This is a genomic window from Fontivita pretiosa (assembly GCF_050410795.1).
Classification (GTDB): domain Bacteria; phylum Planctomycetota; class Phycisphaerae; order Tepidisphaerales; family Tepidisphaeraceae; genus Fontivita; species Fontivita pretiosa.
In genome coordinates this window covers 796600-823553 of the sequence record NZ_CP191258.1, presented here as the reverse complement: position 1 = coordinate 823553, position 26954 = coordinate 796600, and the positions used below count along the sequence as shown (strand labels likewise).

Below are 26954 nucleotides of genomic sequence, written 5' to 3'. Positions count from 1 at the left end.
GGTGGCCAAGAGATCGTCAAAGGATTATTCCCAGGCGATGGTTGCAGCGGCCAGGTTGCTGCGGCCGAGTTGCTGCGATCAATCGACCGTTGCGGCGGGTTGAGGTTTGCCGATCGGGCTGCCCGTGCCCTTGATCGCCAGCATCCGCTCCAACGCCACCGTCGCCCACTTGCGCGTATGCGGATCAACCTTGATCTGGTTGACGACCCGGCCGGCGGTCAGATTCTCCAGCGCCCAGCACAGGTGTGGCAGATCAATGCGGTACATGGTGGTGCACAGGCACTGGCACTCGCTGAGGACGATGATCTCTTGTTCGGGATGGCGGTTCTTCAGCCGGTTGACCAGGTGGACCTCGGTGCCGATGGCCCACTGGCTGCCGGGCGGGGCGGCATCGATCACCTTCACGATGTAGGCCGTGCTCCCTGCCAGGTCGGCTTTCTGCACGACTTCCCAGCGGCACTCGGGATGGACGATCACCTTCATGTTCGGGTACCTGGCCCGCACTTCATCCACGTGCTCCGGGCGGAACAGGGCGTGAACGGAACAGTGGCCCTTCCAGAGGACGAAATCCGCCTCGCGCAGCGCGCGCTCGGAATTGCCGCCGAGGTCTTCGCGTGGATCCCACACGACCATCCGATCCAGCGGATAGCCCATGGCATAGGCGGTGTTTCGGCCCAGGTGCTGGTCGGGGAAGAAAAGAATCTTGATTTTCGATTTCGGATTTCGGATTTCGGATTTCGGATTGGCGCCGCCCGCGAGCGCCCATTCGAGCACATTTCGGCAGTTGCTGCTGGTGCAGACGGCGCCGCCGTGTTCGCCCACGAACGCCTTGATCGCCGCTGAGCTGTTCATGTAGGTGATCGGGACAATCGTCTGGTCCGGGCAGGTCTGCTGAAGCTGTTCCCAGCACTCGATGGTCTGATCCAGGCTGGCCATGTCAGCCATCGAGCATCCGGCGCCCAGGTCGGGCAGGATCACGCGCACATGTTCGGCGGTGAGGATGTCGGCGCTTTCGGCCATGAAGTGTACGCCGCAGAATACGACGAATTCGGCGTCCTTCTGGTTGGCGGCGGCGCGTGAAAGCTCGAAGCTGTCCCCGGTGAAGTCGGCAAAGTCGATCACCGCATCCTGCTGATAATGATGCCCCAGGATCACCAGCCGCTTGCCCAGCTCGTCCCTGGCGGCCTGGATCCGCACACGCAGCTCCGGCTCAGACAGCTCGTTGTAGACCGGCGGAAGAGGTTGTTGCCAATTGCTGTTCATTGTAATAGTTGTTGCGTCCCGCAGTTGGGGCGCGGTTCATTGTAGCACCAGGCGGCAGGTCGTTTCGAGTCCTGTGGCGATGGCACGATCGCCCGTCAGTCGAGGCATCCGTCCCACGAGCTGATATCATGCCAGCAGTCTTACCGAGGGTTTGAATGACATGGCAAGTGCGCTGTTGATCCGAAATGGACAGGTCATAACGGCCAGTGATCGCTACGTCGCCGACGTGTTGTGCGAAGAGCAGATCATCACCAGGATCGGCAAAGGGCTGGATGCTCCGCCGAATGCCACAGTGATCGATGCGACCGGCAAGTACGTGTTTCCGGGCTTCATCGACCCGCACGTGCACATCTACCTGCCGTTCATGGGGACGTATGCCAAGGATACATACGAGTCAGCCAGCCGCGCGGCGCTGGTGGGGGGCACGACGACTCTGATCGAGATGATCTGCCCTGATCGAAACGATCAGCCGCTGGCGGCATTCGAGCTTTGGCGATCCAAAGCCGAAGGCAGAAGCGCCTGCGACTTCACGTTTCACATGGGCGTGACCCGCTACGACGAACAAGCCGAAAGGCAGCTTCGCCAGATCGTCAACTCCGGCATCGCGTCGTTCAAGATCTTCCTGGCGTACAAGGGGGCATTCGGCATCGATGATACCGAGCTGTATCACACGCTGCGGCTGGCGAAGGAGCTGGGTGTGATCGTCACAGCGCATTGCGAGAACGAAACGCTTGTCTTCCAGCGGCAGCGCGAACTGCTGGCCGCGGGCAAGACCGGGCCGGAGTATCATGAGCCGTCGCGGCCAACGCTTGTTGAAGCCGAAGGCGTGCATCACCTGATGAGCTTTGCCGAGCTGACCGGGGCGCATGTGTACGTCGTTCACACGTCGTGCCGGGAGGCGGTGTGCAACGCCCGGGCGGCGATGGAGCGCGGCGTACGCGCGTGGATCGAAACCGTCATCCCCTATCTCGTGCTGGACAGCAGTTTCGCCGAAAAGCCGGACTTCGAGGGCGCCAAGTATGTGATGAGCCCTCCGATCCGCGAAAAGCGGCATCAGGAATATCTCTGGAACGCGTTGCGGACGCGGCTGATCAGCACCGTCGCTACCGATCATGCCCCGTTCGACTTCCGCGGCCAGAAGGAAATGGGACGCGGCGACTTCACGAAGATCCCCAATGGGATTCCCAGCATCGAAAACCGCGTGACGCTGCTGTACACGCATGGCGTGACGGGCGGACGCATCGACCTGAACACCTTCGTCGATTGCGCCAGCACACAGGCCGCCAAAATCTTCGGCCTGTTCCCGCGAAAGGGCACTGTGCAGGTCGGTTCCGACGCGGACCTGGTCGTGTGGGATCCGCAATACCGCGGCACCATCTCGGCCAGCACCCATCTGATGAACACCGATTACAGCGCGTTCGAGGGCTGGCCGATCAGCGGGCGTGCGGAGCTGGTCAGCGTGCGCGGATGCATCCAGGTGCGTGACGGCAAGTTCATTGGCGATCCGGCGCGCGGGGTGATGCTCAAGCGGGAGCCGACCCACTTCTGATGCCTGTAGAGCGAAACGGGCAGTCAACGGGTCGGCTGGGCGGTCGCGAGGTATTGCTCCAGAATCCTCAGGTTACGCAGATTGGCCTTGAAAGCGATGTCGAATACGTCTCCGAGGATGGGCAGCAGCCCGCCGACGTAATCGATGGTGAGGTTCCCCAGCATGCGGGCCAGGGCGCGGTTGGGCAGGGCGTGTTTCCTGGCCAGGTAAAGCGGGTAGAGCGCGGTCAGCAGGGCGACGGTGTCGCCGATAACCGGCACCAGCCCGACCAGGGCGTCCAGGCCGAAGCGGATGCCGGCCAGCTCGAACTCCGAGTCGAGCAGTTCGGCCAGCAGGCGAGCGCGGCGCAGGTCGGCGGGGATATCGCCCGCCACCGTGCCGGCAGCCGGCCCGCTGGGTGCATACTTGACAGCGACGTCTCCCATACAGGTTAATTCGGCCAGAACGGGGCGGGAGTTCGCCTTGGGACAGCGAATGAGTACGCAGGTCCGAGAGCTTCTGGTGGTATGTGTCTGTCTTGTCGGGGGCTGCGTCGCCGCCGGGCCGCGATGGACCCGCACCGAGCTGTACTTCGGGATGAGCATTGCCGGTGGCGGCGCCGTGTCGCAAGCCCAGTGGGAACAGTTCGTCAACGAACAGATCACCCCGCGGTTTCCCGAGGGGTTCACGATCGTGCCGGCCGAGGGCAGGTATCTTCAGGATGGCCGGACGATTTCCGAGCCGTCGCGGCTGGTGATCCTGTACTACCCGCCGTCGCGCAGCGCCGATGCTCGGATCAACGCGATCGCCCGGCAGTACGCTCAACAGTTCAGTCAGGATTCGGTGCTTCGCGCTGATTCATCGGGACGGGTGCGGTTCATCGGACGCTCCGCCCACGCAGCCGACACCGATGACGAACCGGTCGCAGAAAGGCGTCGCTGACTCGGCGGTCGTTCTGCCTCCGAGGACCGAAGCGGTTTGCGTCGGGGGCTTCTGCGCGGTGTAATCTGATCCAGACAATTCCACAGCGAGGGAAGAATGCCGGGTACGTCGAAGGGGCTGCGACACCTGCTGGGTTTCACAAGCGTTGCGGTGGTCTGCCTGGTGTGTGCCTCGCCGCTGTTGGCGATCTACACCACCGTAGTCAACAACGGGCCGAGCGCGAATCGCGTGGACATGGTGTTTCTCGGCGACGGATACCGCGCCGCGGACATCAGCACGATCTACTCCGCGCACATCAACGCGATGCTCAGGCATTTTTTCGACGAGGGCGAAAATCCGTTTCCACGGTATCGCAATTTCTTCAATGTCCACCGGATCGATGTGATCTCCAACCAGGCCGGCGCCGACGTGCCGCCGCTGGGAATCTACCGCGACACGGCACTGGATGCGCGCTACTACTACGATGGCGTGACCGAGCGGCTCCTGTACGTGAATGAATCCAAGGCCAACGCCGCGCTGGCCAGCGGGCTGTCGGGGGCCGGCTTCAGCGCGGAAATGAAGTTGATCACGGTGAACGACACGCGCTACGGCGGCGGTGGGGGAGCCTACGCGGTCTACGCCGGCGGAAACCCCTTGTCCACCGAGATCGCCCTGCACGAGCTGGGGCATTCGTTCAGTCGCCTGGCCGACGAGTACGGCGGCAACAGCGGTACCTACACCGGCGCCGAACCCAATGAAGTCAACGTCACCAAAGATCCCACCGGCGCCAAGTGGGCGCACTGGCTGGGGTACGATCAGCCGGGAATCGGCCTGATCGGCGCATACGAGGGCGGACGCTACTGGGATCGCGGCATCTACCGTCCCAGTCTCAATTCCAAGATGCGAAGTCTCAATCGTCCCTTCGACGCCATCGCGCGCGAGAAGATCATCCTGGACATCTACAACTACGTGGATCCGCTGGACACCTGGACCAGCAATCTGGCCACACTGGTCGATCCCGACACGATCATGGTGGATGTGGTTGATCCCGCGGTGATCGATGTTCAGTGGTACATCGACGGCACGCTGCTGGCGGAGGCGGCCGGCGAGCTATTCGATCCGCAGGCATGGAATCTGCCCATCGGGCTGCACCAGGTCATGGCGAGGGCGTACGACCCGACCGATTGGGTGCGGAGCAACCGTTGGAAACTCGAACAGTCGGTCAGTTGGAGCGTTCTGGTGACGGTGCCGGAACCCCATGGCCTGGCCGGCATGCTGATGGGCCTGGCGATGTTGTATCCCTCAGGTCGCACCACTGGCCGGTCCGGGGTGACTCGTCGTGATCCTCTGTGTCCATGAGTTAGGCAGTCTTCTCCTGGACAACAATGAAAAGCCCCGGCGGAGGGGTGATTCCGCCGGGGCTTTTTCGGTTGATCAGGCTCCCAGTGCCACGTCGGGACGACGCGACCTGCGAAAGGCGGCTGGCCGCGGTCACAGCGCCTGGCTGAGATCAGGCGCCGGGACGAGGCGTGCGGCGGCCCAGTCGGCGTGGTCGTTGTTGTCTCCGTCTCCGCCGTCGGTGGTTACCAGCGTCAACTGCTTTACACCCGCGACGTTCAGCCGCACAGGCATCCGGCGATCGGCGCCGCTGAGCAATCCGCTGTCGAAGATCTTGCGGCCATCGGCCCAGACCTGGAATGTCACCGAACCATCATCACCGGCGCTGTCGTCGATGCCGATGGCGGAGAAGAAGCGGGCGTACTTGCCATCCAGGTCGTAGGTGATCTGGGAGTTGGCGGCGACGCCCAGGCCGCGGCGATAGAGCCTGCCGTCAAGCGAGATCGGCGGTCCGTCGCCAGGCTCCTTGTCGCCGTTGGCGCGGTTCAGCTCGACATCGCCCCAGCCGTTGCTGGCGCTGGTCCACTTCAGGTCGGAGAGGTAGACGAACTCCTGCACATCACCCCTGCTCGGCGCGGTGACGGCGCCACCCGTGCTGACATCCGGGCGGGTGGGGGTATGGACCAGCCAGGCCGGGCGGAACGGACCATAGACCGGCTCGGGCAGGGATCCATCAGGATTGGGCAGCGGCCCGGGGAACTGAAGCAGCAGCGGCACCGTGGCGGACGGATTCTCCGGCTCCCGCGGCTCTGGCTGCGGCTGCGGTTGTGGCTCGGGCTGCGGTTGCGGGGGTGGCAGCGGCGCCGGCTCTGGCGCCGGCTCGGGCTGCGGTTGCGGTTGTGGTTGTGGCTGTGGCTGTGGCTGCGGCTGGGGTTGTGGCTGCGGCTGCGGTTGTGGTTGTGGTTGTGGTTGTGGTTGTGGCTGGGGCTGCGGCTGCGGTTGTGGCTGCGGTTGCGGTTGTGGCTGCGGTTGCGGTTGTGGCTGCGGTTGCGGTTGTGGCTGCGGCTGCGGTTGTGGTTGTGGTTGTGGTTGGGGCTGCGGCTGCGGTTGTGGTTGAGGTTGTGGCTGGGGCTGAGGCGTCTGGCCGAAGCTGCGGTTTCGCCCAGGCTTGCCACGGTTGATGTCCCATGTCAGCTTCACGCCCGGGCCGTTGTTGTACTGCGTGAGATTGCGTCCGACGGGCGCGATCCGGTAGTTCTCGAAGCGGTTGTTTCGCACGGTCACCGACGTCGAGCCGTAAAAGTCGTTGGCGGCGACGGTGTGGTTGATGCCGTTGATGTAGTTGTCCTCGACCAGCGCGTTGTCCCCGCCGATCTCAAACCCGATCCTCACGCCCGTGCCGTCGGGTCGCTCCGGCGCGATGATCGTATTTCGCCGGGCGATCGTGCCGTGGCTGCGGTCGGCAATGATCGAGAACGCGAACGTCGAGTCGTTGTCGGGGAAATTGCTCGACAGCGCCGGCTTCTCGTAGTAGTTGTCCTGAAAGATCGAGTTGGTCCCGCCGCCCTGATACTCGATGCCCATCCGGCGAATGCCCGCGAAGTAGTTCTGCTCGACCAGCAGGTTGCGACTGGTGTCGGAGTGATCATCGATATGGATGCCCTGGGCGCCGTTGAGGAACTCATTGTTGGCGATCCGCAGGTTGTCCCAGTAATAGCCGTAGATGCCCATCCCGCTGTACATGTTGAACGTGTTGTTGGAGATGGTGCTGTTGCGCAGGCCGGTGGTGAAGGTGATGCCGTTCGAATCCGGACCTGAGGCGTGGGTGTTGAAGGTGTTGTTGTTGATGACGACGTCGGCGACCTTCTGCCCCTGGGGCTGGTCGATCATGATGGGCTTGCCGTCGAAGGTGAAGTTTTCGACGCGCGTGCCGTTTTCGGTGATGTGAAAGATGTGGCGCGAGCGGTCGTCGCCGCGGAGCGTCGTTTCGTTGTTGCCGCTGCCGCGATAGGTGCGCGAGCCTTTGAGTCTGAGCTTGTCGGAAAGGTTGTAGGTTCCGGTGTTGAAGACGATCGTGTCCCCCGGCGCCGAGTGGTTGATCGCCGCCAGGATTGCCGCGCGATCGTCCCGACCGTCATTGGGAACGGCGCCGAAGCTGGCGACGTTGACCTCGGCCAGCAGCCTGCGGAACTCCAGAATCTCGAGGATGGGATGCCGGCGATGACGAGCGTTACGGCTCATGACTCTCTCCTTCTCTTGTGCCCGGGTACGGCGCCGGGCCAATCGTGACGAACCAGGATTGACCAGCAGCCGTCCGGCCGAGGCGGCTGCGGCGCCGGAGACAGCGCCGCAGGCGACAGCGCCCGCGTGCCCCACGTCGCGCCAGTGCGTCCGGAGGACAGTTAGACCGTGCGGTCCACGTCCGGGTCGGACCGTCAACCGGCACTATGAGAAAAACGGCTGCTATCCGTCGCGATGACGGATTCAGTGGCCGGCCCACCGACCTGCGCTTGCGACGCTTGCGACGCGCGGAATGCGAGCGCGCGTGCGAGCCGGCACTCAACAGGGCCTCTTTCGACTCGGCTCAGCCCATCCCGCTGACACAGCCTCCCGGCCATGCAGGGCATCTCCGCGAGCCTGTGCGACAGGGGCATCACTGCGCTGCGATCTACCGCGGTACGACTTGAACGGCGATCGCCCCCTTGCCGTGTCGAAACAGCCCAAACTCGACAACTTCGACCGGAATTCCCACATGTCCTCCGGTCGATTCGCGTTCCTGACGCGGCCCGAAGTGTAACGGACTGCCGCAACGCGTGACGGCGAGTTATAAGACGATGACTCGACTCGTCAACCCAAAATCACCCTGAAAAATCAAAAAATTTTCCGAGGCTGCGCCCAGACCTGGCGCGCCGGCTGGCCTGTGGGGAATGTCCAGTGGGATCGGATTCTCAGAGATGCGCCGGCTTGCTGCGCTCGTGGCAGCTCAGACTGCTGCAGGCTCGGGGACGATCAGCGGGCGCTCGTCGGCCAGCTTCTTGGCGCCTCGCGGCAACCCGATCGTACGCGCTGCGATCTTGTCCTGAAGTCGCATGATCCCCTCGAGCAGCGCCTCGGGTCGCGGCGGGCAACCGGGCACGTACACGTCAACCGGAATCACCAGGTCTACGCCCTTGACGACGTTGTACCCGTACTTGAAGTATGGCCCGCCGCCCACCGTGCACGCGCCCATCGCGATCACGTACTTGGGCTCGGGCATCTGGTGATACAAACGCTTGACTCGCGAAGCCATCTTGTAGTTCACCGTGCCAGCGACGATCATGAGGTCGGCCTGCCGCGGCGTGGCGCGAAACGCGCCGGCGCCGAAACGGTCCAGGTCGTAGCGCGATGCTCCCACCGCCATCATCTCGATCGCGCAGCACGCCAGCCCGAACGTCATCGGCCACAGCGAGTGCTTCCGTCCCCAGTTGATGAAAAAGTCCAGGCTGGTGACGATCAGCCCCTCTTCAAAGCGGTTTTCAATCCAGGGCATAGGTAAAGAGATTATTGCCAGTCTGCTGCGGCGAAGCAACCGAATCCCATCCCCAATCCCGCAGAACATGCCCGGTTTATCGCAGCGCCCAGACCACAACGCGTCTCGCCGTCTGGTCGATGCAACCGACCGTGTGTATCACATGGAGTCGGGTCCGTGCTGAGTGGCATGAAGTGATGAAGAGCCCGAAGATCAGACTCTCAGACTCGAGCGCACCGCGGGTGGCCGGGACGGCCATGCCACAAATGGCTCAAACCGTGTCACGGGCGTCCCGCCCGTGCAGGTGGGCATCGCACCGGCGGAACGCTCCGTCCGAAAATCTGGGCCACCCATTGCGCATTGCCACGGATTGCGTTGACGCGATTCGCTGGCCGGGTTTACGATTGCAGGTGACGCGGATTGCCCGCCGGATTGTGTACCGGTGATTCCCGCGTCGGGGTATTCGCCGATGGGTGGACTGGTATTCGGCCTGTTGCTCATCCTGGGTCTGGTTGCGCTGTTGTGGTTTGCCCGCAAGGCGCTGCTGGGATGGATACAGCAGGATCCATCCGCGACGTCGTCGGCGGGATTTACGCTGGCGGATCTGCGGGCACTGCACCGCTCCGGCAAAATGACCGACGCGGAATACGAGCTGGCCAAGGCGCAGGTCGTCAAACGTGTGCAGGCTGCGGCGGCCAGGGAAACTGGCGTGAGCCGGTCGTCCCCTCCGCCCACGCCGCCTGAGCCTGACTGATCCGCACAGGTCCGAGATTATCCGGACCCACTTGGCTGGTTTTCCGGTTTCCACTTTGGTGCCACAGGCGGGTATGATCAAATGCTCGTGATCGGCACGACCGGCATCACGGACAGGGTTGCAGATCAAGTCCCTGCCGTGAGTTGTTCGATACACAGCAGTAGCACAGGAAGGTAGAAGTCTCACATGGCCAACATCAATCGCCCCGGTAACGGCGGCGGGAGCGGCGCCGGAACCGGCGGCAACCTCCCACCCACTGGCGGTTCGAGTTCCAGTCTCCCGCCCGGGGGATTCCGGGGGCGACGCATCACCACCTGCAGCTTCTGCGGCAAAAGCTCGCGTGATGTCGGACCCATGGTCGAAGGACCTTCCGATGTCTACATCTGCGCCAACTGCGTGGACTTGGCTCACAACATCATCCGCCAGGAAAAACGCAAGCTCACCGCCTCACAGCCGCTGTTCAGCTCCATTCCCACGCCACGGCAGATCAAGGAGTTTCTTGATCAGTACGTCGTCGGCCAGGAATACGCGAAAAAGGCCCTTTCCGTCGCTGTCCATAACCACTACAAGCGGCTGACCACCAACGACGCAGCCGGCGCCGCAGGTGATGAAAAGTCCAACGATGTCGAAATCGACAAGAGCAACGTCCTGCTGATCGGTCCGACAGGCTCGGGCAAAACCCTGCTGGCCAAAACCCTGGCGCGAATCCTTAACGTTCCCTTCGCCATCGGCGATGCAACCACCCTGACCGAAGCCGGCTACGTCGGCGAGGACGTGGAGAACATCCTGCTGAAGCTGCTTCAGAACGCCGATTACGACCTGGAGGCCGCGCAACGCGGCATCGTCTACATCGACGAGATCGACAAGATCGGCAAAACCCAGAACAACGTCAGCATCACCCGCGACGTCTCCGGCGAAGGCGTGCAGCAGGCGCTGCTGAAAATGCTCGAAGGAACCATCAGCAATATCCCCCCCCAGGGCGGACGAAAGCACCCCGAGCAGCAGTACATCCAGATGGACACCACGCAGATCCTGTTCATCTGCGGCGGAACCTTCGTCGGGCTTGAAGACATCATCCGCAAACGCCTGGGCAAGCGGCAGATCGGATTCAATTCCGAGACCGCGCCGGCCGAGAGCGCCCGCGACCGCGCCGAGATTCTGGCTCAGGTGCAGCCGGAAGACCTGGTTGAATTCGGCATGATTCCGGAGTTCGTCGGGCGGCTGCCCGTCGTTGCGACGCTGGAGCCGCTGGACGTGCGGACTCTGGTGAACATCCTCACTGAGCCGAAAAACGCGCTGGTCAAGCAGTATCAGAAGTTTTTCCGGCTGGAGGGCAGCGAGCTGGAGTTTACTCCCGGCGCGTTGCACCTGATCGCCCAGCGCGCCCTCAAGCGCGACACCGGCGCCCGCGCCCTGCGGGCCGTCTGCGAGGAGATCATGCTCGATCTGATGTATCGCCTGCCCGACCAGCAGCCGGGCATGAAGTACGTCATCGACGAGGACGTCGTCGAGGGCCGCGCTCAGCTCTTCGAGATCAAACCCCAGCAGCGCCGCAAGGAATCCGCCTGACGCAGCCGCCGAGCCACAGCATCTGCCGCTGCCCTGTCTGATCCTGTTGCCAGTTGTCAGGGTTTGATCAGGATTCGACAAATCTTCCGATCCGGCGCAGGATTGTTCTGGAACGGTACAAGATCGTCCGCAGATACACCGGAGCAGTGAACCATCCTGACGTTGACCTGACCTACGTGTCGAACAAGTACGAAATGTTCGCTTTCGGGGCGTCGAGCTACGTCGCGCCGCTGGGAACCGTCCCTGCGACAGCGTTTCCGGGCGTCTTTGCCAATGACCGTGATCTGCGAACTTTGGATCCCGCGACGAAGTTCACCACCGCCATCACGGGACACAGCGCGCAGTTCGTTCACGCCTTCTGTCAGGTCAAAGGGTATTGGCAGACGCTGCTGAGCGACATCGATTAGGAGTAGGATATGCAGAGATGCGCGCCCCTTTTTGGCATGTTCGTCGTGTTCCTCTGCGTTTGCGGGTGCGGGCGAGACGCGACGTCGTCACTGAAGGGGCAAACAAATGCAACCCTTACCTTCTACGGAAAGGCCGTCGATCAAGATGGGATCCCCCTCCCCGGCGCGAGCTTCGCATTCCGGCTTGAGGCTTATCCGAAGGACTGGACGTTCGAGACACGTGGGCGACTGAATGAGGCAACGACGGTGACGGCGACGAGCGATGAGAATGGACTGTTTCAATTCACGGTGACCGGTTGCACCTTGCGCCGGCAGAGTGCAGAGCGTGAAGGGTACCGCCACTTCTGTGATGAAGATCATGGTAGCAGCTACTCGGCCAACAACTACTTCTACACTTTGATTGCCTGGAGCGACCTCTGGTACAAATCCGATCCCCACCATCCTGCTGTCTTCGTTTTCGTGAAAGACGGGGTCCGCGAAGTGTCGGCACTGCCCTGCAAAGGCGGCTACGACTCGGTCAACGGCAAGAACTGGACGCTGAACAAGCCGGGCTGGCCTAGGAAGCCTTCGCTCAAGGACGTCGTTCAGAAGCGGGCGTCTACGCAGGCCACAACGCAGCTTTCAACGCAACCTGGGACGTAGACGACCCCGCCCAAGCCGTACGTGTGGATCGGGGTGCAGGATGGGGAAGGCTCAGAGAATGCCGTGAATAACGACCCGATCACGTTCATCGTTGGCCGCTGGGGGTACTGGGACAGCACGCTGTCGGTGCAGCTCTTCGCCCCCGCCGGCACGGCAGCCCCCGGTGACGACTACACCGGCATGCCGACCACCGTCGTCATCCCCGGTAACGATCAGCCTACCGCCACCACAACGTTCACGATTACGCCGGTCGATGACGACGTGTACGAGGAGCCCGAGAGCGTCTACGTCATCCTCAAGGCGAGCAGCAATTATTGGTTGACCACGGCGTTCACGGCGGCGGGAACGATCGCGGACAATGACTTGAACATGGTTGCGTACCGCACTGGGCTAAAGCTCGGATACGCGGTGTCGCGAGCACTTCTAGATAGCAGCGATCCGACGAAGTATCTAGTTCTAACAAATAACGACATCGAGCAGGAACTCGAAGGCTTTGCTCCCGATTTTAGTGATGACATCGCGTCTATAGGGTCCGATGGGACCGGGGCTGTCGATGACGATCTGGTCAGACTGACGCTTCAGAAGATCCCGGCGGATCTCAGTTCTGGTACATATCAGATTACTTTGTCCGATCCAAGTGCCGTTCGGCTCTTCAAGTCGGACGGTTCACTGCTCTACAAAGAGGGCACCACGAGCGCCACGGTGTTGACGCTGTATCTCTCGAGCCCGTCCGGCTACTTGGCTGGACTTCAAGATGACGACGTTGATGTCTATCTTGAAGCCCTAAAGCCCGACGAGGACTTTGTCTTAACCATTTCGTGCGATACGAATACGAGCGAAGTTGTCGGTTCGCGTTCGGTGCATATGGAGTTCGCCTCTTGGACTTTCGGTGGCATCGCCCCAGGAACAATCGGTGTCGTATCACAGGCAACGCGGACCAGTTGGGATGAGCAAGCTCGGCTCTACTACGGGGTGGGCGATCCTTTGACCGATGCGAACTTTCCGCCATTTTCGGTTGGAGCGGGAGAGCAGCCGCTCTTGTTCTCCTCCGGAGGCATCACAGCGCTGCCGCCCTCCAAACCAGTTGATGCTGATGAGACAATATTGCGGCAGACAACCATCGACCAAATTGCAGCGGTTGTCAACGACGGTGAATCGCCTGGTCAGATTACCAGTGCTGAGGCAGCCACCATCGATCTGACCAATGCCGAGGCAATGCACCTGATGAGTGTGACCGGAATGGGCTTGCCGTACGCGCCAGGGACAGTACACGATGTCGAACCAGCTTGGTGGGCGACTGATTGGGTCGCTGCGAACCCTGGGAAGACCGTCGATGACTACTACCACATGCGGGCGACCGAATACAATGTGATGCGTGCCAGGATCGGACTTGTAAAGAACACCATTCCTGCTGTGAACCTGTACGCCCGATTGGTCTCCCCGACAGCCGATCTCATCACTCTATCGGTGATGGCGCCGGTTGCGATTCCAGCCGGGGGAGCCAGGCTCGTCCAGGCTTCCGCCGCTGGCGTCAATACGACAGCTCGGACCGCTGCCGCGCAGGCAAACCGATGGGCAGACGAACTGATCATCACCGAGCAAGCCACCCTGATCCGGGAGATGCGGGTCTTGGCCAGCACAATAAAGAACTTGCCGAGGCCAAGACCCACTATGATCTCCGGCGCGTCGGATTTGGGAACGCTGGAGCACTTCTACGAGTACAGCGGCTCGACAATTACGAGGGTTCCGCAAGGCCCAGACATCCATCCGACGCTCTCTCTTCGCATGAAGAGCATTACCGATCGAGGCATTGAGACGATGGAAGACTGGGTAATTCCAAACTGCGCGGAGTTTAAGCTTGTCAACAACGCCCTTTGGGACGGCGTTGACGAGCAGGGTCTCATACTTGGCACGATGCGGGTCTCGGACTTTACGCTGGAGTCGAGATGCCGGAACTGCGTGATTACCGTGCAGGCCCCCAGGATCTTTTCCGATCCTCATCCGTAGGAGGATTTCCCATGGGACGGTTCAGTGACTACACGTACGAGTGCCTGAAGCGGGCGGGCTGGTATGAGGGACGCCGAGTGGATGTCGAACCCTTTGCGGAGCAGATCCGGCTGCAAGGGTTTGAGATAATGCCGCGCGTCGCAGATTGCCTTGCTGAGTTCGGCGGACTGATAATCAAGTTCGAGAACCAGAGCGACAACCCATTGAAGCGAGGCAGTTGGGATGAGTTGCGATTTGAACCGCGGTATGCCGACATGGAGGCCGAAGAGTACGAAAGAATCATTGGCCCGAGGATCGCGCCAATAGGCGATTGTGGTCGCCACCACGCGAGCATGATTATGACCGAGTCTGGTGCAGTCTTCTCGGCCTTCGATGATAATGTGACGCTGATGGGAGATACTGTCGATGCCGCGATCGAGCACAGTATCTATTCTCCTGGAGCTAAGAAGGGGGACATCCTAGTCTTCCGACGCAGGACAGGTAGCTGACAGGGCTAGGGAATGGAGACATCCCGTGCTTCCGGACCCGAACGACCCGACCCCGCCCAAGCCGTACGTGTGGATCGGAGTGCAGGACGGGGAAGGCTCGGAGAATGCCGCGAACAACGACACGATCACGTTCATCGTTGGCCGCTGGGGGTACTGGAGCAGTCCGCTGACGGTGCAGCTTTTCGCCCCCGCCGGCACCGCGACCGCCGCCGATTTCACCAGCGCCATGCCCACCAGCGTGGCGATCCCGCCCGGCGGGGCCACCGCCACAACCACGTTCACAATCACGCCAGCCGACGACGACCTGGTCGAGGAGGAGGAAAGCATCTACGCCATCCTCAAGGGCAGCGACAGCTATTGGCTGAGCACCGCGTTCATGGCGGCCGGGGCGATTGCGGCAAACGACGATGTGAGCGGCGACATTGCGGTGATGAAGATGAACCACAACGCTCCGAACGGGGAGTTGCCGCAAGCGGAGGAGACCAACCCCGGCGCATTGCTGCCGGTCAACTCGGACGATGACGACTACGACGCCCAGAACCTGGCGGATAGATCGCAGGTCACCGGTGCCAACCAGCCCTTGGTTCAGGGTGAAGATGACGTGCTGCCTATCGTTCTGAAAGCGGCCCAACCCGCGGTGGGCAAGTACCGGCTTGTCACGCGACACGAGGAACCGTGCCCATGAGATTTACACCGCGGCGGCCAAGGGAACCTGGACGTTCAACGCGACGGGGACAGTCAATCCGCTGGTCGGGGGTTACCCATGGACGGGCAACGAAGCCGGCGTCACCCCTCCTGCGAACGGCTGGACGGTACTTACCGATGGAACGCGCCCCAAGACAGATGCGGAAGGAAAACAGTTCAACGAAGAGGCCAAGCGCGAGACGTGGATTGCGCTGTAGCGGAGGACCATCATGAAACACCTGCTTTGGGTCGCCGTTTGCTTGTTTGCCGCACCGTCATTTGTGCGCGGAGGTATCGGCACCATCAGCGGAAGCGAGTGGGAGTTGTGGACCAAAGACCGGTACTGTGTCATCGTGTGCACCGTAGAGGGCATCGTCGATCAGCCGCGCGGCGATCCCGGGCCAACCCACCAGTTGAACGTCGTTCCGATGGCGACGCTCGCCGGTCAATTCGATCCAACCGAGACGAGAGCGATGAGCTTCTTTCTATACGCGGGCGTGGAAGGCACGAGCATCAGGACGGTGCCGCCTGTGGGTGCGACGATCATGGCCGTGGTATGCCCTGGCATATTGGTTGGCGAGGACGAAGTGCCATCAAACTGGGTCGTGTCGGATATCTGTAAATTCATGCCAAAGGGCTCGGCTATCTGCGTAGTGAAGGATCTCGGCGACCCTCAGATCCTCCAAACGATGGAGCGCATCCGCGAGGCGCGAGCCAATCCCGATCCAGATCCTTATAAGACCGCTGCATCGCGTCCCACGACTGCTCCGGCGCGGAAGCAGTGATAGCTCGGACTTCGCACAAGTCGGCCTTTGGTTCGGGGCCAACACCGCCCTTGTCGCCGACACCGTCTCGCTTTATCTGCGTAGCTGGCAGGGGTTCCGCGGGACCTTCGGGTTGTTCAGCTGGCCAACACAGGCGACCGATAATCCCGTGGCTGATCCCGGCAACTTCAACCGCAGCGAAGAGATCGCCTGGCACTCGGGTGCTGGCCTGCGACAGTTCCTCAACTCAAAGCAAGCCCTGAGGCAAAGCGGTGGCAAACTGACTGTCTTCGGGCACAGCATGGGGGGTGTCGTCGTGTCGGAAGCACTCGCGCTCGCCGGGCAGTTCAGTCACTCGAATTTGGAGATATCCAGTTACTGGGCAAAGCTCGTGGAGAAGGCGGGTCTCAAATGAGGACATTACAGATGAATGTTCGACGCTGGCGTTGGTTCGTCGTTTCGTTCAGCGTGCTCGCACTCAGCTCTGTTTGCTTGGTTTTCGTCCGAGGGCAGTCGCGCCCTGTGGCGGAGGATCCACGTTCTCCGGAAGCCGCCATGAAGCGTTACCCGAAGCTCTTGTACGGGCGGGTTGAGGATCAGGACGGACAGCCCATAGATGGCGCAGAAATCTTCGTGCAGACGGCGGAGCTAGTCGGTAATCAAGTTACGCCAGGCATGATAAGCCCTCGCCAGGAGACGATGAAGCGATTTAGCGTCTTCTCCGATCGTCTCGGCAGATTTGGAATCCAGTATCCTCACACCCACAATGAGGTGACGATCGAACGAATTGAGAAGGAGGGGTACGAGTGGGTGTTCGATTGGGCATGGCATGCACAAGCGGACCAGAAGGACAACAATCTCGTGTACCGGTCGCCCGGGCGATTCTGGCAATGTCCCTATTACGAGCCCGATCCGCAGCGACCGGCCATTTTCCCGATGTACCGCAATGGGGCACCCAACGCCCCCAAGACTACTTCACGTGGCGGATTCGAGGTCGATTGTGAAGGCAAAAAGACGGCCAATGAGCCGGTGCCGATCCACATCCCTTCAGCCGGTCCTGACGCACCTCGAACACAGGCCGAAATCGAGGCGCGCATAAGGGATTACGCAGAGGCAGCACACCGGGCGAGGCAAAGCTCCGCAACAGCTCCGGCAAACGGAAACTGAGCCATGCCCGATTCGGACACTCCCCTTGCATCCGACCCCGCCCAAGCCGTACGTGTGGATCGGAGTGCAGGACGGGGAAGGCTCGGAGAATGCCGCGAACGACGACACGATCACGTTCATCGTTGGCCGCTGGGGGTACTGGAGCAGTCCGCTGGAGGTGCAGCTCTTCGCCCCCGCGGGCACGGCGACCAGCGGCCAGGACTACAGCGGCATGCCGACCAGCGTGGTCATCCCCGGCGACGACCAGCCGACCGCGACCACGACCTTCGAGCTGACGCCGGCGGATGACGAGCTGTTCGAGGAAGAAGAAAGCGTCTACGCCATCCTCAAGGCCAGCGGCGACTACTGGCTGAGCAGCGCCTTCATGGCGGCGGCGACGATCGGGGACGATGACATCGACCTTGCCATCGACTCCAACAACGACGGGGTGATCACGGCCGCTGACGAGGCGGTGGAGGACACGGACAGGAACGCCGGCAAACTGATTGTCGTGAACCGCGATGACAACGATGCTGACGGCATCCTCGACTTTGCCGACGGTTTCAACGCGTTCAGCGACACATCGGACGATCAGTCCACTAGCGGTGAGCAGTTGGCGAAGGTGACGTTGCTGCTGCCGGCAGGTCTGGACCCCACTGCTACGCTGACGTTCGACTATGACGCTGCTAATCCGGCCTCGCCAACGGTTTCACGCACGGCGATCGACAAGGCGGGGCTGGACGGGGTCACCTACCGCACGCACGAGTACCGCGTGGGCAGTGGACTGCTGCGTTTGTGGCTCAAGCCCGGGGACGCGGCGCGGACGACGGACGACTTCCTGGCCGACGAAGATCCCTACACGCTGTCAGAGTTGGGTCTGTCGGCGGGACAGCGGGAGCTGACGCTGTACCTGGAAGCGGTGAACGGCTCGGCGGCGGGCGTTCGCGTGCGGGTCACGCTCAACCGGCCCGAGGGAACCAGCACGAGCGATACGGTTGGCGCGTGCTGCCGTTGGACCCGCTGATCGGCCTGGCGGATACGACGCAGGTGGAGGGCTACAACATCTTCCGTGGCAGTGGTTCCAGCCTCGTCGGCAGTGAGCAGAGGGACATCCTCATCGGCACGGAGGCGGCGGAGCAGATCCACGGGCTGGGCGGGCACGACATCATCATCGCAGGACGCAACAACACGAATCCTGTCGATACTGTCGAGGACGCGGACTCTTTTGGCGGCGATACGCTCGTAGGTGGGTTTGGGAGCGACGTGTTGTTCTCGTGGTCTGGCAACAACTTAGTCGTGGCCGACTCTCGGGACAGGCTGCTTCACATCGAGGGCAGCAGAGGGATGGGCAGTGACGAGCCCACTGTAGCGGCGGAGGACGCGCACAAACCCTTCACGAGCGAGGATATCGAGGCAGCGTACAAGTGGATGTACGGGGACGACATTTGGCTCAAGACCTTCAAGGAACTTGATGGACGCGTGCTGGCGGTTGACGCCGATGGGCGCTGGTTCTCCAACTGGACAATTGATTGGCACTACAAACCTGGTCTCGGACCGCTCGGCACGATCGAGGGCTACGACATCAAGATAGAGTACGACATCGGCAACGTCCTCACCGCCGCGGCGACCCTGCGGCAGGGGATCATGTCCACCGCCCGTTGGGACTTTCGCTGGACTCAAAAGCTGCAGCAGGACATCATCGATCGAACGGTCTACGGCGATCCAGCCGAGAATTTCCAGACTCTCCGCGCGCGGAATTTCGAATACGCCAAGGAAGTGGCGCAATTGGCGGCAACGCTGCCGCAGATTCAGTTCACATTGGGCATCGGAGAGATCGCAGATGCGATCCTCTCAGTGCCCGGGGCCGCGCAGGGCGACGTCGGCTCAATGCTGGCGATCCTTCCATTCATCCCTGGTGCGGTGAGACCACTGGGGGCGAAGGCGCGTGCGCTGTTGGACTTCGGGTTCGAAAAGTTCACAATGACCGGTCCCCTGAACGATGTCCTTGTTAGGCAAGGCGCCACCTTGGGCTTCGTCCTCCGGCATGATCTGGTCGGCGAGGCGATTGAAAAGTTGAAGATTGATCGGATTGCGGCACTTGGAGGAAAGGAGACTTGGTTAATCGGTACGGCGCAAGAGGTTCCCGGAAGCACCCACGCGGCTACAGTGATGCGCAAAGCGATGGAACTGGCTCAAAGCGGGAACTACTCACATGTGACCATGGCCAGAAGCTGGCGCACCGCCACGGGCCGCGCCAACGGGAAGAAGACCAGCAATCTCGTGCCGGATATCATAGCGGTGCGGTGGGACGGCAAGGTTGTGCCATTTGAGGTGATGTCGCCTGGAAACACCGTGGAGGAACTGATGGACCGACTGAGCAAAGGGATGGCTTCACTGCCTGATACATGTCACACTGACCTTGACGCGGCCGTGAACATTTTGCCTCTGGACCCATGAAAGCTCCACCGCGAGACCCGAATCAGCCATTGACCGCGACCATCGGCTTTTCGAGCCACCGATTGAGGCTCGATGGTGACCGCGCCAGGTCGCTCTATCGATGGCTTGTAGCGCGGATGGAGCGACTTGGAATCCCGCCGGACATTGTCACGCTGGATGCGCCAGGTTTTTGGGGTGTCAAGTACAAGACGTTCCGCCGTGTGCGGACGCGGATCGACAATTATGACTTTGGTGGCAGGTTCAGTGGGTTGCGGCTAACCCTCAGGGGTGCGGGCTGGACCGACAACGATCAGAGCAGATGGATTTCGACGGCGTCGTTCCATCGGAATCCCGAAAGCCCAAATGGGGACCGCCGCATGCGGACAGACTGGCTGATTGCGCCAAAGGAAGCTAAGCTCACTGAACAGGTGGCGGTGGAATCGCTCACTGAATATGCCAGAGTCGCTGTGGATCATTATGGCTACCTGTTCACAATCCCGAGGGAGTACGATCCTAGCTTCTACCCGATGGGCCGCAGCGGCTGGGAGCCTTTCGCCAGCCAGGAAGAGAGGGAAAACGCTGGCTGGTGGGGACTCTACCAAAATCGTATTCCGCCTGGCGGCATGTTGCGTAACGTCTACCCGGTCAACTTCCTCTCGCGCGAACTGCTGGATCTGCCTGTGCATGGAACGACGCTGGAACGGTGGATTCGCAAGGACTCTGGCCGCGGGACGCTCAGGCCCCTTACGGATCAGGTGACGACTTGGACAGTACCTGCCGAGAATATCCCTGCCATTCGCGAGCAGCTCTTCGTTGCCGGGGTGCTATTCTACTTCAGGTTCTTTCAGACGTGGGCGCCGGACAACCCGTGGAAGCGAGACTTCAGCAAGCGATTCAAGCCCTTGGACCCAATCCCTGAAATCTTCCGTGCGGATTACCGACAGTTGACCGATTGTTTCGTTGTTGACACGACGCGCAGAGGAACGTGAGCAACTCAAACGGTTGAACGATGGCAGAACCACCCATTCAGAACCTCGACAGCGTAGACATCGTCGGGCGGCGCAAGGACGGTGGCGTTGACCTGTTCATCGTCGCCTCCGGGCCGCTGGATCCGTCGCCGCAGACGCAGCGACTGCTGCTGAGCAAGGTGCAGAGCTACCTGGAGCAGATCAACACGCCCGCTTTCCAGGCCGAGTTCCAGAACCCGCCCGCGGAGAAGGTGCGGATCGTCATCTCCTGTGAGCACGAAGTGCATCCGTTGATTCAGGCGCTGATCGAGCGGTGCAAGCCGTGGGTGGCGCAGAACAACGCGCGGATCGAGCTGGAAGCACGTCACGTTCGCAAAGAACACCCGTAACGGGTTTTGGCCGCCCGCAGCCGGAAGAGAACGACCCGACCCCGCCCAAGCCGTAGGTGTGGATCGGGGTGCAGGATGGGCAGGGCTCGGAGTCGCCCGGCGACGACCAGCCGGCCGCGACCACGACCTTCGAGCTGACGCCGGCGGATGATGAGCTGTTCGAGGACGAGCAGAGCGTCTACGCCATCCTCAAGGCCGGACGGCGACGGAACCGTTCGCATGTACGTTGAGACGATTCAGCCGAGCTCCGCGCTCGCTGATCATCGCATCAGCGTCTGGATCAAGCCGTCGGGGACGAGTTCCTTCCAGCACGGCGATCACGTCCGCGTTACGGCAACCGACATTCAGCTCTATTCGCGGAACCCCGGCAGCACAGAGTACGAGCGGGCTTACCACTTCGTGTCATCGTACCTCCCCGGTGTGATCGATTCTGGGCGGGCGACCGGCACCTACGCCACGTACAAGGTACGAATTCTCGATCCGCGCACGACTGGTCTGAGCCAGGTGCGGTTCAGCGGCAATCAGACGATCCCGCTGGCGCCAGTAGAGCCTGGGGTTCACAAGAGTGCCGAGTTCGTCGTTGCACGTCCCGGCGCGACCACTGAGAGTCACCCCTACATCGTTCACGCTGGTGCAAATCAGATCACGGTATCCTAAAACGTTGTTCGTGCAACGCACTTGGAGGCGAAGCTCGCCACTCCGGAAGTTGCGGAGGCACGGTTGCAGGTCCAGGGCATCGACAACGCGATGAAGCTTGACTACGACCAGAACGGGGCCAACAGTTGGATCAAGAACTACGTTCAACCACGATCCGGGCATTTATGGCAAGCAGCTTCACAAGGAGTTCACGGACTGGATCAGGGGACTACCGCAGCCCAGCCGGTGGATGCATGATGTTTACGTGAACGTGAATACGAAGCAGGTGGTGCACGTTGGGGATAACCCGCCCGGACACGTCACGAACAATCCCCGGACATCCAGCAGATAGACGCGGTGGTGATGGCGAAGGGTGAGCGCCGGTTGGAGATCGGACAGCAGTGGGATCTGGACCGAGTCGATTCCGTTCACGAACTCAAATCCAACGGCGGTTTGGAGGGCGCACAACGTACGCGATATCTCAATTTGACCGACGGAGGCAAGAAGCTCTTCGTGCATGTGTCGAAGAACCGCTGGAAGCCGGCGCCCGGAGGAGGGGGCGGAAGTGTCGTAACGAATAACCGCCGGACGGTGCTGACACAGATCTTCTCGTCACCGGGGCTAGCGCTCAGCGCCACCGTGGTTATCGGCGTCATTCCTGGGGAGAGCCTCGCGGCCTTCGATGAGCTGATGTTTTCAATCCGACAAGGCCGTTGGTTGGATCAGAAAGATGAAGGGCGGAAATGCCGACGAGCAGGATAGGCTTACCTTCTCCCACGTCTGGGCGGAGTTCACGACGGCAAGCAACAACTACGCGGAGTCCCTTGTCTCGCCGATGTGGGACATTAGCGGAGCTCGCATTGCAGAGCCGTTCATCATCGAGAAGATGTACCTCGATTGGGTGACAGACTGATTTGCGAGACCCTCTATGGCGACCGAACATGGGCTTGTCCAGGTACTCGGCATCGTGCTCGCCGTGGGCGCAGGCGGGTGTCTCCAGCAGGCGATCATGACTCGGGAGGCTCCAGTGACAGTTCGTCTTGAAGCCCTTGAATCGGTTGCGGTATTCCAACCGCGAGAGGACTTTGTCGGCAGCGGGCGGTTCTCGGTCGTACCCGGAAGGCCCTGGCTGGCGCTGCGCAGCAAGACCTTCGACGGAGCGCATAGCATCTTGAGCATCTGGGACTATGAGAGGCACATCGAGACTTTCTCCTATCAACCAAATGAGAAAGCGTCCTTCGGCATTGCGCCTGTTGTCTCACCTGATCAGAAGCTACTGGCCTTCCCACTTGAGGGCGCCCGTGTTGGCCTGGTCGAGATCCCCTCGGGCAAGCCCTACTTCAAGAACCTCGTTGGCCACATTGACTGCGCGGCCCGGACGGCGTTTCACCCGGACGGACGGCGCGCCGTAACGGTAGGGCGAGACGCCAATGTCGTCATCTGGGACTTGCGCGCGCCGGAAGGCGAGGACGTGGTCGCGCAATATAACGGGCACGACCAGCCCGGCGGAGCGATCCCGACCTGTTGCGTGGCGCTGTCCCCGGACGGGCGCCTGGCCGTGACGGGCGACGCGGATGGCTACGCGATCTTGTGGGAAGTGGACACGCAGAAAACGCTGCATCGCTTCCCCCGGCTCGTGTCGGAGTTCTACGAGCCGACAAAGAAAAAGGGCGAGAGTTTGGGCTTCGTCCTGACCGGGCCGAACCTTCAGCCGGTGGAGATTTTCCAGCAGGCAGACGACAGAGGCGATGAGATTGTTGCGGCTGCGTTCTTTGCCGACGGCTCCAAAGTCGCCATCGCCGGGCGTGAAATGGGGGTGCATGTCTTTGACACGCGATCGGGACAGAAGCTCGCCGAGCACGTGGCGAAGTTCGGCTGGCTTCGGGACGAGGGACCGTTACCGTCGAACAAGCTGTCGGTCTCGTTGCTGGGTCAACTCAAAGTAACCGACGGCAGGCCATGGGTAAACGACGTGGCGGTCTCACCCGATGGCAGGTATATCCTGATCGCCAGCGACCCATATCCGAAGCTGTGGGAGTGGCAGAGCGACAGGTTATGGCTGCTAAAGGGCCATCATCGGATGAACCCGAACCGCAGGTACTACATCGAGCGCGGGCTGCCCGTACCTCCGACCGAGCCGGGGGGCGTCATGAGCGTCGCCTTCAGCCACGACGGGAGGTTTGCGATAACGGGTGGGGACGACGGTACCGTTCGCCTTTGGGACGTAGGCGTTATTCGGCTCAATCGCGGATAAAGAGGACGCGCGGAGTGCAGGACCGCTCCAAACTGCCTCGAGTGTTGTCACTCCGACGTTGTGACCTGCACCTACCCGCAGGAGCCGGCGTTTCTGGTGTGGGTTAGGAGCGCAGACGGGGCCACGATCAGTTTCGAGGATCTGGTCGGGCGATCCATGCCGCCGGGCGAGTCGGACAACAACGAAGGAATCTGGACGCTGCGGCGCGAGCACATGGTGGTTTTCCGGGACCCGGGAGACCCTGATCCGAATCCATTCGAGGACCCGCCGCCGCAGCCGGACCCGAACGACCCGACCCCGCCCAAGCCGTACGTGTGGATCGGAGTGCAGGACGGGGAAGGCTCGGAGAATGCCGCGAACAACGACACGATCACGTTCATCGTTGGCCGCTGGGGGTACTGGAGCAGTCCGCTGACGGTGCAGCTCTTCGCCCCCGCCGGCACGGCGACCAGCGGCCAGGACTACAGCGGCATGCCCACCAGCGTGGTCATCCCCGGCGACGACCAGCCGACCGCGACCACGACCTTCGTGCTGACGCCGGCGGATGACGAGCTGTTCGAGGAAGAAGAAAGCGTCTACGCCATCCTCAAGGCCAGCGGCGACTACTGGCTGAGCAGCGCCTTCATGGCGGCGGCGACGATCGGGGACGATGACGTTGACCTGGACATCGATTCGGACAACAACAACGGCTTCAGTTCGCCGGGCCGGACTGAGCAGGAGGACCAGATCGAGGACGATTCATCCAAGCCGGGGAAGATCATCGCGGTCAACGATGATGACACGGACGCCGACGGCATCCCCGACTTCGCCGACTTCGATGGCATCACCGGTGAACGGTTCGTGCCGATCGTGATCGAGCTGCCCGAGGACGTGGACGTGAACGTGGCAAAGTTGAAGCTCAGCTACGATGACTCCGTGCCCGATGCAGTCACCGGCACCGGCACGGCGGAAGACCCCTACGTGCCTGGGCCGGGGACGCTGCGCATCTGGAACAGGACGGGCGACGCGACCCGCAACGGCGCGACGATCGGCGCCGGCGGGGACTGGTGGCAGGATGGCGGGAGCTACAGCCCGGCGGAACTGGGCGGCAGTGGGCAAACCGTGACCCTGTGGGTAGAAGCGGTGCGGTCCAGCGCCGCCATGGGCGACCAGCGGATCGAGGTCAGCCTCGCCCATGACGGGACCAACTTCGTCAGGACCGATGCGGTGCGGGTGACCGCGGTTGCCGTCAACGTCGCGGTTGACAATGATCGCGACGGAATGATCGAGCTCGACGGGCAAGACGGAACCTCACCCGATAAGCCGTTCCTGTTTTGGCTGAACGACAACCGCGATGTCTGGGGTGGCGACGACTATCAGGCCGCAGTGGCGGCGCCGCCAGGCGGGCTGACGGATGCGCAGTTGCCTAAGATTGGGTCGGCCGTGGATAGCAGCGGCGCTTCGATCTTGGGTAACGACGCCGCCCTGCGCGAGGTGGCGCGGCGCGATCTGGAGGATTTCGCTCAGGTGGGGCTGAGCTGGCCGGCGATCCTTGAGCCGGAGATTACGGACTTCCGCATCCGTCTGGAGTCCGCGGCTGGACAGCACATGGCCATACGTGTTTTCGCCTCTGCACGTCAGGGCGGGCTGGAAGGCAACGTGTTTTCGGCGACGAGTGCGGTGCACGACGAGCAGTCCATAAACAGCATCCTTTCGTGGAACTATTGGGGCGGCACGCCCGACGACGCCCAGGGACGGGTTGCGGGCAAGCGCCTGGCCGCCGGCGAATCCTATTCCTGGAAGGCAGGGATGACGGACTTGGGCATCGGCGTTACCGATGGGGCGGACGGCATGCGCCTGTTGCAGGTGATGTTCGAGGGGGTGCGGGCGGGCAGCGGCAAGCTGGTCTTCGAGCTGCTGCGGAACGGCCAGGTTCTGGCCTCGTCGTCGATCGACCTCCGCCTGCGATCGATCCAAGAGCTATATGACCACTACAGCGTCGCGTACGGTCCGAACGTCGTCATGCCCGATCGCACGTTCAAGGACACGACCGACTTCGACCCACTCGATCAGACCAATCCGGTTCCCACAACGGCGATGCTTCTGAGCGAAAACCGGGAGCGCGACCGATTCGAGCAGCAGTCCGACGACTATTTCGTGTTCGTGCACGGGTGGCGGATGAAGAACTGGGAGCGGGTCGCCTTCGCGCAGAGCAGCTTCAAGCGGATGTACTGGTCCGGCTACAAGGGGCAGTTCGGGCTGTTCAGTTGGCCTACGAACTACATCGATGAAGCGATCCTGGATCCTGGGCACTTTGACCGCAGCGAGTTCGTCGCCTGGAACTCGGCAGCAGGGCTGTGCGACGCCCTCCACGACGTTCGCGCCACGAAGATGCCTTCGGGTGGAAAACTGTCTCTCATGGCACACAGCATGGGCAATGTTGTGCTTAGCGAAGCGCTCTACCTCGCTGAAGGTGAAGCTACGGACCTGGTAGATAACGCAATCATGTCGCAAGCTGCGATCTCCAGCCATTACTTTTCCGCTCGCAGTGACCTTTTACCTTCGATTTACGAATCTCCTAGGAGTGCCGGTCTTCAGTCACATATCGACGAGCGGGTGGTGGAGCATACAGGCCCTGCGTGGACGGAGTACAAAGCGTTCCGCCCATATGCGCAGAATTTGGATGTCATTGGTGGGCTTACGCCCCGGTTCCGAGATATCGGCGCGTCTGCTGGTCGTATTTTGAACTATTACAATCCGGATGATTTTGCGATGGGATCATGGAAGCTGGATCAGGCGCTGAAGCCGACGAGTGAGTGGTCATGGGGGCCGGGTGTTTGGGAGGTAAAGGGCTGGATCGAGTTCGGTAACGTAGATCTTGGCGGCGATTACGAAGACGGCTTCAAATGGGCGGTAGGCCGGGACATCCCAGGGTTTGCGGAGACGGAGTACGACATCGAGAGCCTCGGCGGCGGGGAGTACAAGATCGTCCGCAGATACACCGGAGCAGTGAACCATCCTGACGTTGACCTGACCTACGTGTCGAACAAGTACGAAATGTTCGCTTTCGGGGCGTCGAGCTACGTCGCGCCGCTGGGAACCGTCCCTGCGACAGCGTTTCCGGGCGTCTTTGCCAATGACCGTGATCTGCGAACTTTGGATCCCGCGACGAAGTTCACCACCGCCATCACGGGACACAGCGGGCAGTTCGTTCACGCCTTCTGTCAGGTCAAAGGGTATTGGCAGACGCTGCTGAGCGACATCGATTAAGGG

General features: G+C 61.5%; 27 protein-coding genes. 23 read left to right on the top strand and 4 right to left on the bottom strand.

Translation table 11 applies throughout. The annotated features are described in order from the left end of the window. Window positions 1–78: 78 nt before the first annotated feature. Window positions 79–1263: a quinolinate synthase NadA gene (gene nadA / locus ACQS5P_RS03210; protein WP_428939464.1), complete on the bottom strand. Its 1185-nt coding sequence runs from the start codon at window positions 1261–1263 to the stop codon at window positions 79–81. Between the two features lie 160 nt (window positions 1264–1423). On the opposite strand from nadA, the gene hydA reads away from it, so the two are divergent. Further along, window positions 1424–2812: a dihydropyrimidinase gene (gene hydA, locus ACQS5P_RS03205; RefSeq protein WP_428939463.1), complete on the top strand. Its 1389-nt coding sequence runs from the start codon at window positions 1424–1426 to the stop codon at window positions 2810–2812. A 23-nt stretch (window positions 2813–2835) separates the two neighbouring features. Here hydA and ACQS5P_RS03200 read toward each other — a convergent pair whose 3' ends face one another. After that, the gene (locus ACQS5P_RS03200) at window positions 2836–3237 is read right to left on the bottom strand and encodes a DUF4112 domain-containing protein (RefSeq protein WP_428939462.1); all 402 of its coding nucleotides are present in this window, start codon (window positions 3235–3237) and stop codon (window positions 2836–2838) included. A 49-nt stretch (window positions 3238–3286) separates the two neighbouring features. Here ACQS5P_RS03200 and ACQS5P_RS03195 point away from each other — a divergent pair, with 49 nt between their 5' ends. Together ACQS5P_RS03195 and ACQS5P_RS03190 are read left to right on the top strand one after the other, a co-directional pair. Continuing rightward, entirely contained in the window at window positions 3287–3733 is a 447-nt protein-coding gene (locus ACQS5P_RS03195) for a DUF3574 domain-containing protein (RefSeq protein WP_428939461.1), read from the top strand. Window positions 3734–3829: 96 nt separating this feature from the next. Continuing rightward, window positions 3830–5071: a M64 family metallopeptidase gene (locus tag ACQS5P_RS03190; protein ID WP_428939460.1), complete on the top strand. Its 1242-nt coding sequence runs from the start codon at window positions 3830–3832 to the stop codon at window positions 5069–5071. Between the two features lie 132 nt (window positions 5072–5203). Here the strand turns inward: ACQS5P_RS03190 and ACQS5P_RS03185 are convergent, their stop codons facing one another. Further along, entirely contained in the window at window positions 5204–7291 is a 2088-nt protein-coding gene (locus tag ACQS5P_RS03185; RefSeq protein WP_428939459.1) for an NPCBM/NEW2 domain-containing protein, read from the bottom strand. 742 nt (window positions 7292–8033) lie between these two features. Further along, window positions 8034–8579, bottom strand: coding sequence for an NADH-quinone oxidoreductase subunit B (locus ACQS5P_RS03180; RefSeq protein WP_428939458.1), 546 nt, complete (start codon window positions 8577–8579; stop codon window positions 8034–8036). A 448-nt stretch (window positions 8580–9027) separates the two neighbouring features. On the opposite strand from ACQS5P_RS03180, the gene ACQS5P_RS03175 reads away from it, so the two are divergent. The 20 genes from ACQS5P_RS03175 (at window position 9028) to ACQS5P_RS03080 (ending at window position 26951) form a co-directional block, all read left to right on the top strand. Then, entirely contained in the window at window positions 9028–9312 is a 285-nt protein-coding gene (locus ACQS5P_RS03175) for a hypothetical protein (RefSeq protein ID WP_428939457.1), read from the top strand. 186 nt (window positions 9313–9498) lie between these two features. Further along, the gene (clpX, locus tag ACQS5P_RS03170; RefSeq protein ID WP_428939456.1) at window positions 9499–10881 is read left to right on the top strand and encodes an ATP-dependent Clp protease ATP-binding subunit ClpX; all 1383 of its coding nucleotides are present in this window, start codon (window positions 9499–9501) and stop codon (window positions 10879–10881) included. Window positions 10882–11027: 146 nt separating this feature from the next. Then, complete coding sequence (locus ACQS5P_RS03165) at window positions 11028–11288, top strand: hypothetical protein (protein ID WP_428939455.1); 261 nt, start codon at window positions 11028–11030, stop codon at window positions 11286–11288. A gap of 9 nt (window positions 11289–11297) precedes the next feature. Next, a complete protein-coding gene (locus ACQS5P_RS03160; protein ID WP_428939454.1) occupies window positions 11298–11930 on the top strand; it encodes a hypothetical protein in 633 nt (210 codons plus the stop codon). 63 nt (window positions 11931–11993) lie between these two features. Next, complete coding sequence (locus tag ACQS5P_RS03155; RefSeq protein WP_428939453.1) at window positions 11994–13937, top strand: hypothetical protein; 1944 nt, start codon at window positions 11994–11996, stop codon at window positions 13935–13937. An 11-nt stretch (window positions 13938–13948) separates the two neighbouring features. Then, window positions 13949–14425: an SUKH-3 domain-containing protein gene (locus ACQS5P_RS03150; RefSeq protein ID WP_428939452.1), complete on the top strand. Its 477-nt coding sequence runs from the start codon at window positions 13949–13951 to the stop codon at window positions 14423–14425. 25 nt (window positions 14426–14450) lie between these two features. Then, entirely contained in the window at window positions 14451–15110 is a 660-nt protein-coding gene (locus ACQS5P_RS03145) for a hypothetical protein (protein WP_428939451.1), read from the top strand. Next, window positions 15079–15327 carry a hypothetical protein gene (locus ACQS5P_RS03140; RefSeq protein WP_428939450.1) on the top strand — a complete coding sequence of 83 codons (249 nt, stop codon included), beginning with the start codon at window positions 15079–15081 and terminating at the stop codon, window positions 15325–15327. Before ACQS5P_RS03145 ends, ACQS5P_RS03140 begins: the two co-directional genes overlap by 32 nt. A gap of 12 nt (window positions 15328–15339) precedes the next feature. Further along, entirely contained in the window at window positions 15340–15894 is a 555-nt protein-coding gene (locus tag ACQS5P_RS03135; RefSeq protein ID WP_428939449.1) for a hypothetical protein, read from the top strand. After that, window positions 15827–16288, top strand: coding sequence for an alpha/beta hydrolase (locus ACQS5P_RS03130; protein WP_428940987.1), 462 nt, complete (start codon window positions 15827–15829; stop codon window positions 16286–16288). Before ACQS5P_RS03135 ends, ACQS5P_RS03130 begins: the two co-directional genes overlap by 68 nt. An 11-nt stretch (window positions 16289–16299) precedes the next feature. Beyond that, window positions 16300–17040, top strand: coding sequence for a hypothetical protein (locus ACQS5P_RS03125; protein ID WP_428939448.1), 741 nt, complete (start codon window positions 16300–16302; stop codon window positions 17038–17040). A 25-nt stretch (window positions 17041–17065) separates the two neighbouring features. After that, a complete protein-coding gene (locus tag ACQS5P_RS03120; RefSeq protein WP_428939447.1) occupies window positions 17066–18043 on the top strand; it encodes a hypothetical protein in 978 nt (325 codons plus the stop codon). Beyond that, window positions 18031–19476 carry a hypothetical protein gene (locus tag ACQS5P_RS03115; RefSeq protein ID WP_428939446.1) on the top strand — a complete coding sequence of 482 codons (1446 nt, stop codon included), beginning with the start codon at window positions 18031–18033 and terminating at the stop codon, window positions 19474–19476. The genes ACQS5P_RS03120 and ACQS5P_RS03115 overlap by 13 nt, the downstream gene beginning before the upstream one ends. 29 nt (window positions 19477–19505) lie before the next feature. Next, the gene (locus tag ACQS5P_RS03110) at window positions 19506–20444 is read left to right on the top strand and encodes a hypothetical protein (protein WP_428939445.1); all 939 of its coding nucleotides are present in this window, start codon (window positions 19506–19508) and stop codon (window positions 20442–20444) included. Window positions 20445–20464: 20 nt separating this feature from the next. Then, window positions 20465–20812, top strand: a complete 348-nt coding sequence (locus tag ACQS5P_RS03105; protein WP_428939444.1) for a hypothetical protein — start codon at window positions 20465–20467, stop codon at window positions 20810–20812. Between the two features lie 68 nt (window positions 20813–20880). Next, window positions 20881–21042 carry a hypothetical protein gene (locus ACQS5P_RS03100; protein WP_428939443.1) on the top strand — a complete coding sequence of 54 codons (162 nt, stop codon included), beginning with the start codon at window positions 20881–20883 and terminating at the stop codon, window positions 21040–21042. Next, window positions 21032–21469: a hypothetical protein gene (locus ACQS5P_RS03095; protein ID WP_428939442.1), complete on the top strand. Its 438-nt coding sequence runs from the start codon at window positions 21032–21034 to the stop codon at window positions 21467–21469. The genes ACQS5P_RS03100 and ACQS5P_RS03095 overlap by 11 nt, the downstream gene beginning before the upstream one ends. Window positions 21470–21811: 342 nt before the next feature. Next, a complete protein-coding gene (locus ACQS5P_RS03090; protein WP_428939441.1) occupies window positions 21812–22210 on the top strand; it encodes a hypothetical protein in 399 nt (132 codons plus the stop codon). Window positions 22211–22376: 166 nt separating this feature from the next. Beyond that, window positions 22377–23702, top strand: a complete 1326-nt coding sequence (locus ACQS5P_RS03085; protein ID WP_428939440.1) for a WD40 repeat domain-containing protein — start codon at window positions 22377–22379, stop codon at window positions 23700–23702. Window positions 23703–23762: 60 nt separating this feature from the next. Continuing rightward, window positions 23763–26951: an alpha/beta hydrolase gene (locus ACQS5P_RS03080; RefSeq protein ID WP_428939439.1), complete on the top strand. Its 3189-nt coding sequence runs from the start codon at window positions 23763–23765 to the stop codon at window positions 26949–26951. The last annotated feature ends 3 nt before the right edge of the window (window positions 26952–26954 follow it).